The 16,568-nt window shown below is 69.1% G+C and carries 12 protein-coding genes; 5 read left to right on the forward strand and 7 right to left on the reverse strand.

Annotation, left to right across the window (positions count from 1 at the left end):
- Positions 1-4: 4 nt before the first annotated feature.
- The 3 genes from OG440_RS09615 to rpsO form a co-directional block, all read right to left on the reverse strand.
- Complete coding sequence (locus tag OG440_RS09615) at positions 5-1,384, reverse strand: M16 family metallopeptidase (RefSeq protein ID WP_406006422.1); 1,380 nt, start codon at positions 1,382-1,384, stop codon at positions 5-7.
- Complete coding sequence (locus tag OG440_RS09620; RefSeq protein WP_406006423.1) at positions 1,381-3,600, reverse strand: polyribonucleotide nucleotidyltransferase; 2,220 nt, start codon at positions 3,598-3,600, stop codon at positions 1,381-1,383. Before OG440_RS09620 ends, OG440_RS09615 begins: the two co-directional genes overlap by 4 nt.
- 426 nt (positions 3,601-4,026) lie before the next feature.
- Positions 4,027-4,314: a 30S ribosomal protein S15 gene (gene rpsO, locus OG440_RS09625; RefSeq protein WP_020128575.1), complete on the reverse strand. Its 288-nt coding sequence runs from the start codon at positions 4,312-4,314 to the stop codon at positions 4,027-4,029.
- 370 nt (positions 4,315-4,684) lie between these two features.
- Here rpsO and OG440_RS09630 point away from each other — a divergent pair, with 370 nt between their 5' ends.
- On the forward strand, positions 4,685-4,981 hold the full coding sequence (locus tag OG440_RS09630) for a DUF397 domain-containing protein (protein WP_406006424.1): 297 nt from the start codon (positions 4,685-4,687) through the stop codon (positions 4,979-4,981).
- A 211-nt stretch (positions 4,982-5,192) separates the two neighbouring features.
- On the opposite strand, the gene eccD is transcribed toward OG440_RS09630, so the two are convergent.
- On the reverse strand, positions 5,193-6,704 hold the full coding sequence (gene eccD / locus OG440_RS09635) for a type VII secretion integral membrane protein EccD (RefSeq protein WP_406006425.1): 1,512 nt from the start codon (positions 6,702-6,704) through the stop codon (positions 5,193-5,195).
- Positions 6,705-6,961: 257 nt separating this feature from the next.
- On the opposite strand from eccD, the gene eccCa reads away from it, so the two are divergent.
- The 4 genes from eccCa to OG440_RS09655 all read left to right on the forward strand — a co-directional run bounded on the left by eccCa (position 6,962) and on the right by OG440_RS09655 (position 14,561).
- Positions 6,962-10,927 (forward strand): type VII secretion protein EccCa, encoded by a 3,966-nt coding sequence (gene eccCa / locus OG440_RS09640; RefSeq protein ID WP_406006426.1) that lies wholly within the window; start codon positions 6,962-6,964, stop codon positions 10,925-10,927.
- 234 nt (positions 10,928-11,161) lie between these two features.
- Entirely contained in the window at positions 11,162-11,680 is a 519-nt protein-coding gene (locus tag OG440_RS09645; RefSeq protein WP_406006427.1) for a hypothetical protein, read from the forward strand.
- The gene (locus OG440_RS09650) at positions 11,680-13,944 is read left to right on the forward strand and encodes a DUF6571 family protein (protein ID WP_406006428.1); all 2,265 of its coding nucleotides are present in this window, start codon (positions 11,680-11,682) and stop codon (positions 13,942-13,944) included. Before OG440_RS09645 ends, OG440_RS09650 begins: the two co-directional genes overlap by 1 nt.
- Before the next feature lie 68 nt (positions 13,945-14,012).
- Positions 14,013-14,561, forward strand: coding sequence for a hypothetical protein (locus tag OG440_RS09655; RefSeq protein ID WP_406006429.1), 549 nt, complete (start codon positions 14,013-14,015; stop codon positions 14,559-14,561).
- 167 nt (positions 14,562-14,728) lie between these two features.
- Here OG440_RS09655 and OG440_RS09660 read toward each other — a convergent pair whose 3' ends face one another.
- From OG440_RS09660 to OG440_RS09670, 3 genes are read right to left on the reverse strand one after another with little or no spacing between them, the layout of a single operon-like run.
- Positions 14,729-15,034 (reverse strand): WXG100 family type VII secretion target, encoded by a 306-nt coding sequence (locus OG440_RS09660; RefSeq protein ID WP_406006430.1) that lies wholly within the window; start codon positions 15,032-15,034, stop codon positions 14,729-14,731.
- 49 nt (positions 15,035-15,083) lie between these two features.
- Positions 15,084-15,422, reverse strand: coding sequence for a WXG100 family type VII secretion target (locus OG440_RS09665; RefSeq protein WP_406006431.1), 339 nt, complete (start codon positions 15,420-15,422; stop codon positions 15,084-15,086).
- A 42-nt stretch (positions 15,423-15,464) separates the two neighbouring features.
- On the reverse strand, positions 15,465-16,565 hold the full coding sequence (locus tag OG440_RS09670; protein ID WP_406006432.1) for a S8 family serine peptidase: 1,101 nt from the start codon (positions 16,563-16,565) through the stop codon (positions 15,465-15,467).
- Between the last annotated feature and the right edge of the window lie 3 nt (positions 16,566-16,568).

A 16,568-nucleotide genomic window follows, 5' to 3' on the forward strand; every position in this document is an offset into this window, starting at 1 on the left:
AGGGTCAGGCGACCGCGTCGTGCAGCCGGGAGGCCTGCTTGTCCTTGAGCGGGCCGATGACCGACAGCGACGGGCGCCGTCCCAGGATGTCGCGGGCCACCGAGCGGACCTCGTCCGGGGTCACCGCCGCTATCCGGCCCAGCATGTCGTCGACCGACATCTGCTCGCCCCAGCAGAGCTCGCTCTTGCCGATGCGGTTCATGAGCGCGCCGGTGTCCTCCAGGCCGAGGACGGTGGAGCCCCTCAGCTGGCCGATCGCGCGAGCGATCTCCTCGTCGGACAGGCCGTGCTCGGCGACCTGGTCGAGTTCGTCCCGGCAGATCTTCAGCACGTCGTGCACCTGGCTCGGGCGGCAGCCCGCGTACACGCCGAAGAGGCCGCAGTCGGCGAAGCCCGAGGTGTACGAATACACGCTGTAGGCCAGGCCGCGCTTCTCGCGGACCTCCTGGAAGAGGCGGGAGGACATGCCGCCGCCGAGGGCGGTGTTCAGCACGCCGAGCGCCCAGCGGCGGTCGTCCGTGCGTGCCAGGCCCGGCATGCCGAGGACGACGTGCGCCTGTTCCGTCTTGCGGCCGATCAGCTCGACGCGGCCGGCCGAGCGGATCGTGCGCCGGCCGTCGCGCGGGGCGATGGGCGTGGCGTCCGGGTTCGTGAGGGTGCCGGCCTTCTCGAACGCGGCGCGGACCTGGCGTACGACCTTGTTGTGGTCGATGTTGCCGGCGGCCGCGACCACGAGGTGGGTCGGGTCGTAGTGCTTCTTGTAGAAGCGGCGGATGCGGTCGGCGGTGAGGGCGTTGACCGTGTCGACGGTGCCGAGGACCGGGCGGCCGAGGGCGTTGTCGCCGAACATCGTGTGCGCGAACAGGTCGTGCACACAGTCGCCGGGATCGTCCTCGGTCATCGCGATCTCCTCGAGGATCGCGCCGCGCTCGACGTTGACGTCCTCCTCGCGGATGAGGGAGCCCGTGAGCATGTCGCAGACGACGTCGATGGCGAGCGGCAGGTCGGCGTCGAGCACGCGCGCGTAGTAGCACGTGTACTCCTTCGCCGTGAACGCGTTCATCTCGCCGCCGACCGCGTCTATGGCGGAGGAGATGTCCAGCGCGGACCTGCGGCTCGTCCCCTTGAAGAGGAGGTGCTCCAGGTAGTGCGTGGCGCCGTTCAAGGACGGCGTCTCGTCGCGGGAGCCGACGTGCGCCCAGATGCCGAACGTGGCGGAGCGGACCGAGGGGAGGGTCTCGGTGACGATGCGCAGGCCGCCCGGGAGGGTGGTCTTGCGGACGACACCGATGCCGGCCGTGCCCTTGATCAGGGTTTGGGTACGGGCGACGGCCCGCGCCTCCGAAGAGGTGCGGGCCGTCGCCTGGGAGCTACTCGACGTCACTTGTCGGAGTCGTCCTTCGTGTCCTCGTCAGCTTCCTCGCCCTCGATCACGGGGATCAGGGAGAGCTTGCCGCGGGAGTCGATCTCGGCGATCTCGACCTGGACCTTGGAGCCCACACCGAGCACGTCCTCGACGTTCTCCACGCGCTTGCCGCCGGCGAGCTTGCGGATCTGCGAGATGTGCAGCAGACCGTCCTTGCCCGGGAGCAGCGACACGAACGCACCGAAGGTGGTGGTCTTGACGACCGTACCCAGGTAGCGCTCGCCGACCTCCGGCATGGTCGGGTTGGCGATGCCGTTGATCGTGGCGCGGGCGGCCTCGGCCTGCGAGCCGACCTGGGCACCGATGTAGATGGTGCCGTCGTCCTCGATCGTGATCTCGGCGCCGGTGTCCTCCTGGATCTGGTTGATCATCTTGCCCTTCGGGCCGATGACCTCACCGATCTTGTCCACCGGGATCTTGACGGTGATGATCCGCGGGGCGTTCGGGGACATCTCGTCCGGCGTGTCGATCGCTTCCATCATCACGTCGAGGATGTGGAGGCGGGCGTCGCGGGCCTGCTTGAGGGCCGCGGACAGGACGGAGGCCGGGATGCCGTCCAGCTTGGTGTCGAGCTGGAGGGCGGTGACGAACTCCTTGGTGCCGGCGACCTTGAAGTCCATGTCGCCGAAGGCGTCCTCCGCACCGAGGATGTCGGTGAGGGCGACGTAGTGCGTCTCACCGTTGATCTCCTGGGAGATCAGACCCATGGCGATACCGGCGACGGGGGCCTTGAGGGGCACACCGGCGTTCAGCAGCGACATGGTGGAGGCGCAGACCGAGCCCATGGACGTCGAGCCGTTGGAGCCGAGGGCCTCGGACACCTGACGGATCGCGTAGGGGAACTCCTCGCGCGTCGGCAGCACCGGCACGATGGCGCGCTCGGCGAGGGCGCCGTGGCCGATCTCGCGGCGCTTGGGCGAGCCCACGCGGCCGGTCTCGCCGACGGAGTACGGCGGGAAGTTGTAGTTGTGCATGTAGCGCTTGCGGGTCACCGGGGAGAGGGTGTCCAGCTGCTGCTCCATCCGGAGCATGTTGAGGGTGGTGACGCCCAGGATCTGGGTCTCGCCACGCTCGAACAGCGCCGAGCCGTGCACGCGCGGGATGGCCTCGACCTCGGCGGCGAGCGTACGGATGTCCGTGACGCCGCGGCCGTCGATGCGCTTCTTCTCCTTGATGACGCGCTCACGGACCAGGGACTTGGTCAGCGAGCGGTACGCGGCGGAGATCTCCTTCTCGCGGCCCTCGAACTCCGGCAGGAGCTTCTCGGCGGCGAGCGCCTTGACGCGGTCCAGCTCGGCCTCGCGGTCCTGCTTGCCCGCGATGGTCAGCGCGGCGGTGAGCTCCGGGCGGACGGCGGCGGACAGCGCCTCCAGGACGTCGTCCTGGTGGTCGAGGAAGACGGGGAACTCGCCGGTGGGCTTGGCGGCCTTGGCGGCGAGGTCGGCCTGGGCCTTGCAGAGCACCTTGATGAAGGGCTTCGCGGCGTCCAGACCGGCGGCGACGACCTCCTCGGTGGGCGCCTCGGCGCCGCCCGCGACGAGCTGGATGGTCTTCTCGGTGGCCTCGGCCTCGACCATCATGATCGCGACGTCGCCGTCCTCCAGGACGCGACCGGCGACGACCATGTCGAAGACGGCGTCCTCGAGCTCGGTGTGCGTCGGGAACGCGACCCACTGGCCGTTGATCAGCGCGACGCGGACGCCGCCGATCGGGCCGGAGAAGGGCAGACCGGCCAGCTGCGTGGACGCGGAGGCGGCGTTGATCGCCACGACGTCGTACAGGTGGTCGGGGTTGAGCGCCATGATCGTGGCGACGACCTGGATCTCGTTGCGCAGGCCCTTCTTGAAGGACGGGCGCAGCGGGCGGTCGATCAGGCGGCAGGTGAGGATGGCGTCCTCGGAGGGACGGCCCTCACGGCGGAAGAAGCTGCCGGGGATCTTGCCGGCGGCGTACATCCGCTCCTCGACGTCCACCGTGAGGGGGAAGAAGTCGAGCTGGTCCTTGGGGTTCTTGGAGGCGGTGGTGGCCGACAGCACCATGGTGTCGTCGTCCAGGTACGCCACGGCGGAGCCGGCGGCCTGCTTGGCGAGGCGGCCCGTCTCGAAGCGGATGGTGCGGGTGCCGAAGGAACCGTTGTCGATGACGGCCTCGGCGTAGTGGGTCTCGTTCTCCACTAGCATTTTCTCCGTTACTTGTCGTCTTTCGTCCCTCGCTGCCCGTGTGGCAGGGGGACGGTTGCGGAGAAACGCTCGGTGCGGGCCGGTCTTCGATCGAAGCACCCGGGGATCTCTTTCCCGGGGGCCACTACCGAGGACCGGCGGCGGCGAAGCGCGCTTCTCCTCGTTCGGTGGGCGTGGTGACGTTTACCCGCAGCGAGTACACGTCATCACGCTGTGTCGTACGTAAGGCGTTGTGCTACCACACTACAAAGCGTTGGTGACACTCCGCACGTTTCCGTAGGGCGAGGGGGCGTACGACGGGCCCCGGCGCCGGTGGTCCACGGCGCGTACCGGCGGGTGCCGATGCGTGCCACCGCGTACCGGTACGTACAGCAAAAGGAGCGGTCCCGATGGTCCGGGAACCGCTCCCCTCACGGCGTGCTACTTGGCGCCCGCCGCACCGCGGCGGATGCCCAGGCGGTCGACCAGCGCACGGAAGCGCTGGATGTCCTTCTTGGCCAGGTACTGGAGAAGGCGGCGACGCTGACCGACCAGGATCAGCAGACCACGACGGGAGTGGTGGTCGTGCTTGTGCGTCTTGAGGTGCTCGGTCAGGTCCGAGATCCGGCGGGACAGCATGGCGACCTGGACCTCGGGGGAGCCGGTGTCGCCCTCCTTCTGACCGAACTCGGTGATCAGCTGCTTCTTCGTAGCGGCGTCGAGCGGCACGCGTACTCCTCGTAGTCTTTTCAGGGCCATCGAGTGCCCCCGGTCTAGGTCTCGGGGGAGCTTCCGTTACTCGGGAGGCGGGGATCCGCTGAGCGCGACCTCCAGAACCTTCAGGGACTCCCTGAGGGTGTTTCCGGGGGTGCGTACACAAACGGCCGAAAGCCAGGGTAGCAGGCCGGGGCGCCGGGCTTGTCCGGGATATCGCCGCGGACGGGCCGGCGGTGCCGTGCCGACGGGGGGCAGTGTACGGGCGACGGCGCCGGGCCGGAAGGTAAAGGAAGAACCTCTGAGCTGGGGGAACGCCGGCAAGTAGGGTGATGCCACAGCTCGTTGGAACAGCGGGAACCCAGGGGAAAGGGTCGGAGCCGACATGGCCGATGCCGAGGACGAAGAGGTCAAAGCGCGCAAGGAGCGGGAGCGGGACGAGCTGTACGCGCTCGACATCTCCGGCGCCGAGTGGCAGTGCGCCCCGGGCACGGAGGAGCACGAGGAGCGCGTCGAGATCGCCTACCTGCCGGCGGGGGCCGTCGCGATGCGGTCCTCGCTCGACCCGGAGACGGTGCTGCGCTATACGGAGGCGGAGTGGCGGGCCTTCGTGCTCGGGGCCCGCGACGGCGAGTTCGATCTGGAGCCGGCACGGCACGACGGGGAGTCCGCCGCGCGGTAGCCGGACCGGCGGCCGGTGTGTGCCGGCCGCCGCTGCCCGCCCCGGGCGTCGTCGGTCGTCACGGGTCCCGTCCCGGCCGTGGTCACGGGTGCCGGCCCGGCCGTGGTCACGGCCGTCGTTGCGGGTGTCGTCGGCACCGTGCTTGGTTCCGGGACCGGCTCGCCGCCGCGGTAGGCGGCCGGGGCGGCGTTTCCTCGTCGCCGCCCGCGGGTCAGCCCGTCATCGACCGGGCCGTCGCGTACACGTCGAAGACGGCCAGTGCCAGCGGGACGAGCGTCAGCAGGACGAAGCCCTCGGCGAGCTCCGTGAAGCGGCCCCAGAACGGGGTGAGGCCGCCCCGCGAGCCGATCAGGCCGATCGCGGTGACGATCGCCGACGCCGCCGCGATCGCCGCGACCAGCCAGACGGTACGGATCTCCAGGTCGGTGCGGTCGCCGCTCAGCGCGTCCCGGATCACCGAGTGCGGCGGGTTCAGCGCCAGACCGAGTCCGAGCAGGACGAGGGCACCGAGGCCCGCCGCCAGCACGGGGGCGACCTGGGCGGTGTAGCGGAACAGGTGGGCGCGCATCAGCAGGGCGACGCTCGCGGCCAGGGCGAGCAGCCGGGCCCAGACGTCGTCGGAGAACCCGAGAACCGCGCAGGCTCCGACCGTGACCACCGCGCAGCCGCCCACCAGTCCGACCAGGAGCTCGTGTCCGCGGCGGGCCTGGGCGGCGATCCGCTCGGCGTCGACCGGCTCGCGCGGGGTGGGATCGGCGCCGTACGCGCTGCGCGGAGCGGTGGCCGGGGCGTCGAAGCCGATCGGCAGCCGGGCGAAGCGCATGGACAGGCCGGGCAGGAACGCCAGCGCGCCCACTCCGACGGGGGCGCACAGGGCGGCGGTCTCGGCCGGCGTCCAGTGCGCGAGGATCGCCGCGAACACCGCCGCCAGGCCGGCACCGGAGGCGACCACGAAGGCGACGAAGGGGCCGTCCCCGCGCGGTGAGCACAGGGTGAGCAGCACCGCGGCGAGCAGTACCGCGGCGCAGGCCAGCAGGAACTGGAGCCGGCCGATGCCCTGACCGTCGGCGAGCGGGAGGAGCCCGGAGCCCGCCACGGCCACGTTGGGCAGCGCGCCGAGCCCGAGGGCGACGGCGGAGCCCCGGTCGTCGTAGACGCGGGCCCGGACGCAGGCGAGGGCGATCAGCAGGACACCGACGACCCCGGCGAGGATGCCGGGCAGGCCGTGCATGTCGTGTCGCGGGTCGCCGGTCCAGGCGACGAAGGCGAGCAGGGCCGGCAGGACCCCTCCGCCGACGAGGCCCGCGGCGCGGGTCAGCTCGCCGCTCCACAGGGTGTGCTCGCGCGTCACCGCCGCGGCGACCGCCTCCGACACGTCGTCGAAGACGGCGGGCGGCAGCGACTCGGCGAAGGGGCGCAGGGTGAGGAGCTCGCCGTCGAGGATGTGCTGGGCGGCGAACGAACGGGAACTGTCGAGGACGGTGCCGTCCCGGCGGACGAGGTGGTAGCCGACGGGAGCGCCCTCGGCGGGGCTCTGCCGGGAGAGCCGGAGGATCTCCGGGTGGATGTCGGCGACGGGCACGTCGTCGGGCAGCGCCACGTCGATCCGGCTGTCGGGGGCGACGATGGTGACCCGGCAGAAGCCGAGTCCCGTCCCCGCCGTGGGCGCGGCTCCGGCGCCGCGCCCTTCTCCGGTGGCTGCCGCGGAGGCCGCGATACTCACCTGCTGCTCCCCCTCAGTGATGGTTCCGCGTCGGCGTGTTCGGTGTCGGTCGGCGGTGTGAAGGTTCCGCGCCGGTTGGTGCGCGGCGCGTCCCGCGGGTGTGCTCACGCGAACATCCGGCACCCTACCGCCCCTTGGTAGGACAGGCAGTCAGTAGGATCACGCGGCGGCCTGCGTCCGTCCGGGACGGGGCGGCGGACGAGGTTTTCCGGGGCCGCGCAAGGGGATTCGGGGCCTCGCAAGGGGATTGGTGAGCCGTGAGCCACATCGTCGTGAAGCGCCAGCCACGGGCGCTGCCGTCCGAGGTTCCCACCGGTGAGGTCGTCCTCCAGCCTCCGCCGGAGCTGCCGCGGGGCCATCAGGAGAGCGTGCTGATGCAACTGCTGCCGACGCTCGGCATGGGCGGCTCGGTGGTCTTCTTCTTCACGAGCGGGCAACCGTTCATGCGCATCATGGGCATGGTCATGATCGCCTCGACGGTGGCCATGTCGATCGCGATGGTGGTGCGCTTCCGGCGCGGGTCGCAGGGGCAGTTGGCGGACATGCGCCGCGACTACCTGAGTTATCTGGCGCAGATCCGGCGCACCGCGCTCGACACCGCGCGGGCCCAGCGTGACGCGCAGTACTACCTGCACCCCTCCCCCGAGCAGTTGTGGGCGCTGGTCGCCGAGGGCAGCCGGGTGTGGGAACGACGGCCCGGGGACGAGGACTTCGCCCAGGTCCGCGTCGGCCTCGGCGCGCAGTCCCTGGCCACCCCGCTGATCGCCCCCGAGACCGGCCCCGTGGAGCAGCTGGAGCCGCTGACCGCGGGCGCGCTGCAACGCTTCCTCGCCGTCCACGACAGCCTCGACGACCTGCCGATGGCCGTCTCGCTGCGCGCCTTCTACCACGTCACCGTCAGCGGTGAGCCTCGGTCGGTGCGCTCCTGCGCCCGCGCCCTGGCCGGTTCGCTGGCCGCGCTGCACTCGTCCGAGGACCTGGTTCTCGTCGTCGCGGCGGGCCGGGAGGAGCTGCCGCACTGGGAGTGGGCGAAGTGGCTGCCGCACGTCCAGGCGTCCGGGGCCGTGGACGGGGCGGGCAGCCGCCGGCTGATCGGCACCGACACCCGCGAGCTGGAGAACCTGCTCGGGGCTCGGCTGACGGGGCGCCCGCGGTTCCATCCGCACGCGACGCCGCTGCCCGACGAACCGCACATCGTCGTCGTCCTCGACGGCGTCTCCCTCCCCCCGGACTCGGTGCTGGCCAATCCCGAGGGGCTCCAGGGTGTGACGGTCCTCGAGATCGTCCCCGGTGAGCCGACGGGGGCCGGCGGCGAGCTCGACATCGTCGTACAGCCGGGCATGCTGCGGCTGGAGTCGGGGCAGGGCGCCGTCTACGAGGGGACGCCCGACGCGCTCTCCCCGGAGTCCGCCGAGGCGCTCGCCCGGCAGCTCGCCCCGCTGCGGATGGCCTCCGGCGGGGACGACGACGAACCGCTGCTGGCCAACCTGGAGTTCACCGACCTGCTGAACCTCGGGGACGCCGCCTCCGTGGACACCCGGCGGACCTGGCGGCCGCGTTCACTCGCGGAGCGGCTGCGGGTGCCGATCGGGGTGGGCGAGGACGGCCGTCCGGTGATGCTGGACCTCAAGGAGGCGGCACAGGAGGGCATGGGCCCGCACGGACTGTGCGTGGGCGCCACCGGGTCCGGCAAGTCCGAGCTGCTGCGCACACTGGTGCTGGGCCTGGCGGTCACGCACTCCTCGGAGACGCTGAACTTCGTCCTCGCCGACTTCAAGGGCGGCGCGACCTTCGCCGGCATGGCGCAGATGCCGCACGTGGCGGCCGTGATCACCAACCTGGCGGACGACCTGACGCTGGTGGACCGGATGGGCGACTCCATCCGGGGTGAGCTCAACCGCCGTCAGGAGCTGCTGCGGGACGCGGGCAACTACGCCAACATCCACGACTACGAGAAGGCGCGGGCCGCGGGAGCCGCCCTCCAGCCGATCCCCTCCCTGGTGCTGGTGATCGACGAGTTCAGCGAGCTGCTGACGGCGAAGCCGGACTTCATCGAGATGTTCGTGCAGATCGGCCGGATCGGCCGCTCGCTCGGTGTGCACCTGCTGCTGGCCTCGCAGCGCCTGGAGGAGGGCCGGCTGCGCGGCCTGGAGACCTATCTGTCGTACCGCGTCGGTCTGCGCACCTTCTCGGCGGCGGAGTCGCGGGCGGCGCTGGGTGTGCCCGACGCGTACTCGCTGCCGAACGTGCCGGGTTCCGGCTTCCTGAAGTTCGGCACGGACGAGATGGTGCGCTTCAAGGCGGCCTACGTGTCCGGGGTCTACCGCTCCGGCGCCCAGCGGACGGCGCCGGGGGGCGGCCCGCTGCCGGTGGACCGGCGGCCGGTGCTGTTCACCTCGGCGGAGGTTCCGGTGCGGTACGCGGCCGTGCCTCAGGCCCGCCCGTCCGGCGACGCGGAGGTCGACGACGCGCTGGCGGACACGGTGCTCGACGTCGTGGTGCGGCGGTTGGAGGCGCAGGGCCCGGCGGCGCACCAGGTGTGGCTGCCGCCGCTGGACAGTCCGCCCTCGCTGGACGCGCTGCTGCCGGGGCTCACCGCGGTACCGGGCCGCGGCCTCACCCAGCCCGGATACGAGGGTGCGGGCCGGCTGGTCGTGCCGGTGGGCCTGGTGGACAAGCCGTTCGAGCAGCGGCGCGACTCCCTCTGGGTGGACTTCTCCGGCGCGGCCGGCCATATGCAGATCGTCGGCGGCCCGCAGTCCGGCAAGTCGACCCTGCTGCGCTCGCTGATCTGCGCTTTCGCCCTCACCCACACACCGCACGAGGTCCAGTTCTACGGCCTCGACTTCGGGGGCGGCGCGATGGCGTCGGTGGCCGGCCTGCCGCACGTGGGCGGGGTCGCCTCCCGGCTCGACCCGGAGCGGGTACGGCGCACGGTGGCCGAGGTGTACGGCGTGCTGACGCGGCGCGAGGAGTACTTCCGCTCGGCCGGGATCCCGTCGATCGCGGAGTTCCGGGCCAGGCGGGCCCGCGGGGACATCTCGGTCACCGACCAGCCCTGGGGCGATGTGTTCCTGGTCGTCGACGGGTGGGGCAACTTCCGTTCCGAGTACGAGGCGATGGACCAGGTGATCCTCGACATCGCGGCGCGCGGGCTCGGCTACGGCGTCCACCTGGTGCTGACGGCCTCGCGCTCGATGGAGGTCAGGGCCGCTCTCAAGGACCATCTGATGAACCGTCTCGAACTGCGGCTCGGCGACACGATGGACTCCGAGATCGACCGCAAGGTCGCCGCGAACGTCCCGTCGGGCGTGCCGGGCCGTGGCCAGTCGCCGCAGAAGCTGCACTTCATGGGGGCGGTGCCGCGCATCGACGGCGTCACCTCCGACACGGACCTCGCCGACGCCACGCAGGCGCTGACGGCGGAGGTCGCCCGGCAGTGGCAGGCGGCGCCCGCGCCCGAAGTACGGCTGCTGCCGAGGGAGTTCGCGGCCGGCTCGCTGCCTCCGGGTGACCGCTTCCCGCGCCGCGGGGTCGCCTTCGCCCTCGACGAGGACCGCCTTGAGCCGGTCTACGTCGACTTCGAGCAGGATCCGTTCCTCCTCGTCTTCGGCGAGAGCGAGTCCGGCAAGTCGAATCTGCTGCGGCTGCTGATCAGGCAACTGACCCAGCGCTACTCCGGCGACGAGTGCAAGCTGTTCGTGGTCGACAACCGGCGTTCCCTGCTGGACGCGACGCCGGACTCCCACCTGGCCGAGTACATCCCCATGTCCAACGCCATGGACCACCACATGGCCGCGCTCGCCGACCTGATGAAGCGCCGCGCCCCGACGGCCGACGTGACGGCACGGCAACTCCGGGACCGCAGTTGGTGGCGTGGCCCGACGGTGTTCGTCGTCGTCGACGACTACGACCTGGTGGCGACGTCGAGCGGCAATCCGCTGGCGGGCCTGACGGAGCTGCTGCCGTTCGCCCGGGACGTGGGCGTGCGGTTCATCGTCGCACGGTCGACGGCGGGCGCCGGGCGGGCGTCGTACGAGGCGTTCATGCAGCGCATCAAGGAACTGGGCGCCCAGGGCGTGGTGTTGGCGGGCGACCCCGGGGAGGGCGACCTCCTCGGCGGGGTCCGGCCCCGTCCGATGCCCCCGGGCCGGGGGATCTTCGTCTCCCGGCGACGGGGAAAGCCGTTGGTGCAGGTGGGGTGGGTGCCGGAGGAGGGGTGACGGGCGCGTTTTCGCTGCCGTCCTCAAGGCTTCCTCGATGCTGAATTCGGAGGACTCGGCTTCGCCGTCGTCAACCGTACGGCGGTGAATTGGGGAAAGTAGGGTGAGATCTGTGAACTCGCTTGAACCGGGTTCATGGATCTGGCCTGTTGGTGGCCTGGGCGCCTGGCCCGCCCGAGGTGCGGGCTCCACGGGGACACGGGGATACGGGGATACGGGGAAGGGGTTCGCGGCGTGGCGTGGGACGAGTGGGAGCAACTGAAGGCGGATGCGGCCTCGGGCGCCGCACCCCACATGCGGCTGAACCAGCTGGATCCCGGAAGCGGGCCGGTACGCCCCGCGCCGGATCCCGGTCGGTACGGCGAGCTGCGAGCCAACCAGAGTGATCTCGCGAAGATCGGCACGAACGCGTTCAAGCTGTACAACGACCTCTGGGACAAGGGCCGCAGAGCGGTGCCCACCAGTGAGAGCGCCGCGGGCGCCCTCGGCAAGGGCGGTTTCGCCCTGGGCAGCGCACTCCAGCATGTCGCCCTGCGCTGGGACGAGCAGCTGGGTTCCCTCAGGGACGCGTGCGCGCACATCTCGAACCACATGACCGTCACGACGAAGCTGCATGCCGGCGACGACCACTACATCCGCCGCCAGATGAGCAGCATCGACGTGCTCGACGCCGGCTTCGACGAACGCGTCGGCGAAGCCGGCAAGCACAACCCGGTGTACGGCGAGAAGGACGACAAAAAGGGCAAGAGCTGATGGATCTCGACGCCCTTCGCAACGCCGAGTTCAGCCTGTTGGACGATGCGGTCGAGGACTGGTCGACGATGGTGGTCGACCTGGAGACGTTGATGGACGCGGCCGAGAAGGGCCTGCGCGGCGCCGCGAACCAGGCGAGCTGGGCGGGGTACAACGCCACCGTCTCCAAGGAGTTCATCGGCAAGACCGCCGGGGAGTTCACCGACGCGCACAGCCAGGCCTCGTCCATCCACAAGATCCTCCAGGACACCCGGGACGAGCTGAAGAAGTACAAGGGGCAGCTCGACGACGCCATCGAGCGTGGTCGTCGGCAGAACCTGACGGTCATCGGCTACGAGGGCGGGTTCACGGTCACCACGAACGTCCCGCCGGAGGGCCGCACCCGACAGGACCAGGACAACCGGGGCGCCATCACCGCCTTGCGGGACGAGATCCAGAAGATCCTGGAACAGGCCGCCACGAGTGACAACTCGGCCAACGCCGTCCTCATGGCCATCGCCGACCAGAGCACGCTCGGCTTCTCGGACGTCGACTACACCGACCGGGACTCCGCGGCCAAGGCGCTCGAGGAGGCCGAGGAGCTGGCCGACCTGGCGAAACAGAAACCCGAGGATCTGTCGGTCGCCGAGTTCGACCGGCTCGACAAGGGGCTCAAGGACTACGCCGACGACCCACTGTTCGCGGAACGCTTCGCCACGCGGCTGGGACCGCGGGGAACCCTCGACTTCTGGACGGGCATCAACGACCCGCACAGTGCGTGGAAGATCGGGCAGCAGCGGGTCGACCAGTACGACGACCTCCAGAAGAACCTGGGCCTCACGCTCGCCACCGCGTCACAGAGCGACAACGCCGACATGACCCAGTGGAAGTCCACGATGATCGACCTGGTCGACAAGCCGGTCGGCCGCACCGGCGGCTTCCCCCTCGGCGGGCAGGTCATGACCAACCTCATGCGATGGGGCGACTTCGACGACCGGTTCCTCGTCGACTACGGCGACAAGCTGATCGAGACGGAGAAGAAGTTCACGGGTAACGGACGGCACGGCGCTTGGCAGCGCACGGGCGCGGACCCCCTCCTCAACCGGACCGGCACCGACTCCGGCTGGGACCCGATGACCGGTTATCTCAAAGCCCTCTCGAACAGCCCGGACGCGGCCACGGAGTTCCTCAACGACACCTTCGTCACCAAGGACGAGGACCACGACTTCAAGGACGACAAGGGCAAGCGGGCGTCGCTGACCAACTTCGACTACCTCTTCGAGGAGCGGGACTGGCCGCCGGACCAGGACGACAAGGGCGAGGACAGCATCGCCGGGCGGAACAACCTGGCTCTCGCCCTGGAGGCCGCCACCACGGGGCATCCGGCGGGCGAGATGCCCACGGCGGACACCCCGCCGCACAATGCGGAGCAGGCGAAGCTGATGGAGAGCCTGGTGGCGTCCGTCTCGGAACAGCCGTCACGCGTCACCGACTACGGCTACATGGGCGACAGCATCGGCCAGATCGCATCGGAATACCTACCGGACATCAATCGGGCCATGACCAACGACTCCGACGGCGACACGGACCGGCTCTTCCCGATCGTCGGCGCCGAGGCGACGTTCAACCACCGAGACGTGACACGGCTCCTCTTCACTGTCGGACAAAACCCCGAAGGGTACGCCGCCGTGGAGGTGGGTCAGAAAGCCTATATGGGCAATCTGATGGAATATCACCTCGACCCCCACCTCTCGGCGAGCGAGCGCTATGCCACCGATTCCCAGTTCGTCGTCGAACAGATCGCGAGCGGATCGGGCGAGGTATCCGGAACGCTGGCTCAAGGCCGCGCCGAAGTCGTCGCGCACGAGGGCGAAGACGCGGACAAGGCCTACGAGCACTCGGTGGCTCAGTGGAAGAACGTCATCTCCGGAACGGTCGGCACCGTCACGGGGGTGGGAACGACCTTCATCGTCAGCCCGGTTGGGGGTGCGGCAGCCGGTGGTATAGCAGGTACCGCGACCAGCGTGATCCTGGAAGAGCTATTCAAGGACGCAGAAGGAAAGGAACTGGGCAATGCCGGGCCCCTTATGGGCGAGTACTGGGAGAGCGGCCTCGACAGCAACAGTGGCTACACCGAGAAGGCGGCAGAGACCGCAGCGAAGAACCACGGCAGGGTCGATATACCGAGTGTCGGAGAATGGGCCCGAGTCAGCGCAGCTCGCGGTTTCAAGGATTCCGGGACGAACGTCACTGTCATGGCCTCCGATCTGAAGACGGATGTCTGATGCTGAGCCCCGGCCGCACGAGTCGTACACCCGCACGAGGATCCACCCGTCCAGAGAGGTCCCTGACCTTGAAGCGCATATCGCTTCCGCTGTCGACGACGCTTCGTCGGCTTTCAATCCTGACGATATCGCTCGCAGCCGGAACCGCCTTGTCCGGATGCACAAGCGGCGAGGAGAGGGATTATTCCCTCCCGGAGTCCTTGTGCGGGGTGCCCGTGGACCCCGACCTTCTGGCACCGTTCCTGCCGCCCGGAGAATCGGTTTCCACCCGGCAGACGACACCCAACGGTGGAACCGAGCGCTGCAACGTAAGCGTAGACGGTGAACTCGCCCTTGTGACAGGTCGATTGTGGTGGGAAAAGACAGGAAGCGTTGCCGACGTCGCCGCCGTGCATGCTCAGGTCAGCAAGGGCGACGTGAGCAGCGGCGACACGTTCCTCTATTCGGACACCGGCGCGGTCGGGAAAGTTCAGGGGTGTACGGATTCCACTCACCCGGATCAGGCCCTCTTCACCGTTGTCCAGGTCTACGCCTCCGGCCGGGGGGGCTCGTCCACGATGAAGCGTCTTATCACCGAATACACCGGGCAGGTGCGGAAAGGGAAGGACTGCACCTGACCTGGATCTGGGCTCAACTCGATCAGGCGGACACCGGCGCACGAGTGTGCGTGCTCGTGCGTGCTCCGCGCTCTCCCAGCGTCCCCCGCCTGCCACGCCTCTTCGGTTACAGCACAGGGTGGGCACCTCCCGTGCGTGCCCACCCTGGTGTTGTGACGTACTCGCTGTTACATGAAGTAGCTCGCGCCCTTCAGGTCGCCGCCGCGGTAGTCACCGCCGGCGCCGTGGACCTGGTGCGAGATCTGGAGCAGCGCCGCGTGGATGCCGCGGGCGTGCTTGTTCCACTCCTCGCTCTTGCTCTGGAACTGCTGGAACGCCTCGCCACCCCAGCCCGAGGACACGTTGAGCACGGCCTGGCGCAGCGCTTCGAGGTCCTCCTCGAGCTTTTTGGCCTGGTCGCCGAGCTCGGTGGCGAGCGCGTCCATGGTGCCGTAGGTGACGGCGAGTTCCTCGTAATGGGCTCCGGAAGGCATTTCCCCTCGTTTCTCTGAAGACTTCAGCCGGACTTCGCCGGATCGATGGTCAGTAGCTGTTGAGCGCCGAAGTCTTTCCGCCGAGATCCTCGACCGAGATCTTGTTCATGTCGGCGGTGATCTGGTCCTCGAGGTTCTGCTTGTCGGTCTTGGTCATGTGGATGCCGTCGAGGAAGTCGTCGAGCATCTTGCCGATCGCGACCATATGGCCGTTGATCTCCGTCTGCTTGACGTTGAAGGCGTTGGCTCCCTGGCCCGTCCACGCCCTCTCGATCATGTCGATCGTGCCTTGCAACTTCGCGAGGGAACCCCGGATGTTGTCGTAGCGATCGATGACTTCCTTCTGGAGCTTCTGTACGTCGCCGTCGTTTAGCTTGCGGTCGACCATTTCGGCACTCCCTTTCGTACGTCGAGGTTCGTCATGCGTGGGTCATGTGGCTCGCCGAGAGCGGATCACCGCGAAGGCTCCGCCCCCGATCACCAGAACGGCCGCCGCTGCTCCGAGCGCGATCCACATCGTGGTGTTGTCGGAGGTGTCGGACGTCGATGCTGCCGCCGAGGTCTGGCCGCCGGCGGTGGCTTTCGCGGACGGGGGCGAGGTCGACGCCGACGCGGAAGGCGCGTTGCCCGCCTCGTCCGTGACGCCCGTCGCGTTCTCCCTGGCGAGCGGGTCGGTGCCGGCCGGGCCGGGGTTGAAGTTGCTCTGCTCCAGCACCAGGCGGGGGCGGATCAAGCCGTAGCCGAGGTACGTGCTCGGATCGTCCTTCGCCCAGTCGCGTCCGGCGGTGTCGATCAGGCTGGCGAGGACCTGGTTGGCCGTCCAGTCGGGGTGGGCGGACCAGACCAGGGCGGCGGAGGCGGAGGCGATGGCGGCCGACATACTCGTTCCCGCACTGTCGCAGTAGGAGCGGAATGTCGCGTCACACCAGCCGGGGATGTTGAGCCCGGGAGCGGCCAGGTCAACATAGTTGCCGTACTCCGAGAATTTTCCGGCTGTCCCGGATTTGTCGGAAGCAGCAACTCCGATCACGTACGGATAGGCAGCGGGGTAGCCGATCAGGTTCTTCGTCTCAGCATCATTGCCGACGCTGGCGAACATCAATTTTCCCTTGGATTGGGCGTATTTGATTGCCGCCGCTTCCTCTGGATCTTCACCCGGGCTCCCGAAGGACATGCTGAGGATCTTTACGTCGCTGTCAGCGGCTGCCCTAATTGCCTTCGCCGAGCTCGCGGTCTTCTTTATCTCTGCCTTGTCTTTCAGGCTGTCGGCTACGATACGGAACGGAACGATCTTGGCTCCAGGCGCTATCCCTTTCAGGCCGTCGCCTGTACCTGTACCAGCAATGAGTTCCGCCATGGTCGTTCCGTGACCCGTGTAGTCACTCGTGGCGCCGTAGGCTACTGCAGCCGGGACCTCGTCGGCGAGCACCTGTCCTTTGAGTGAAGAGGTGTTTGCATTGACGCCCGAATCTATGACCGCAACCTTGACGCCCTCGCCGGTACTCACCTTCCACATTTCGTCGGCCTTCATAGC

The organism is Streptomyces sp. NBC_00637 (assembly GCF_045161545.1).
GTDB lineage: Bacteria > Actinomycetota > Actinomycetes > Streptomycetales > Streptomycetaceae > Streptomyces.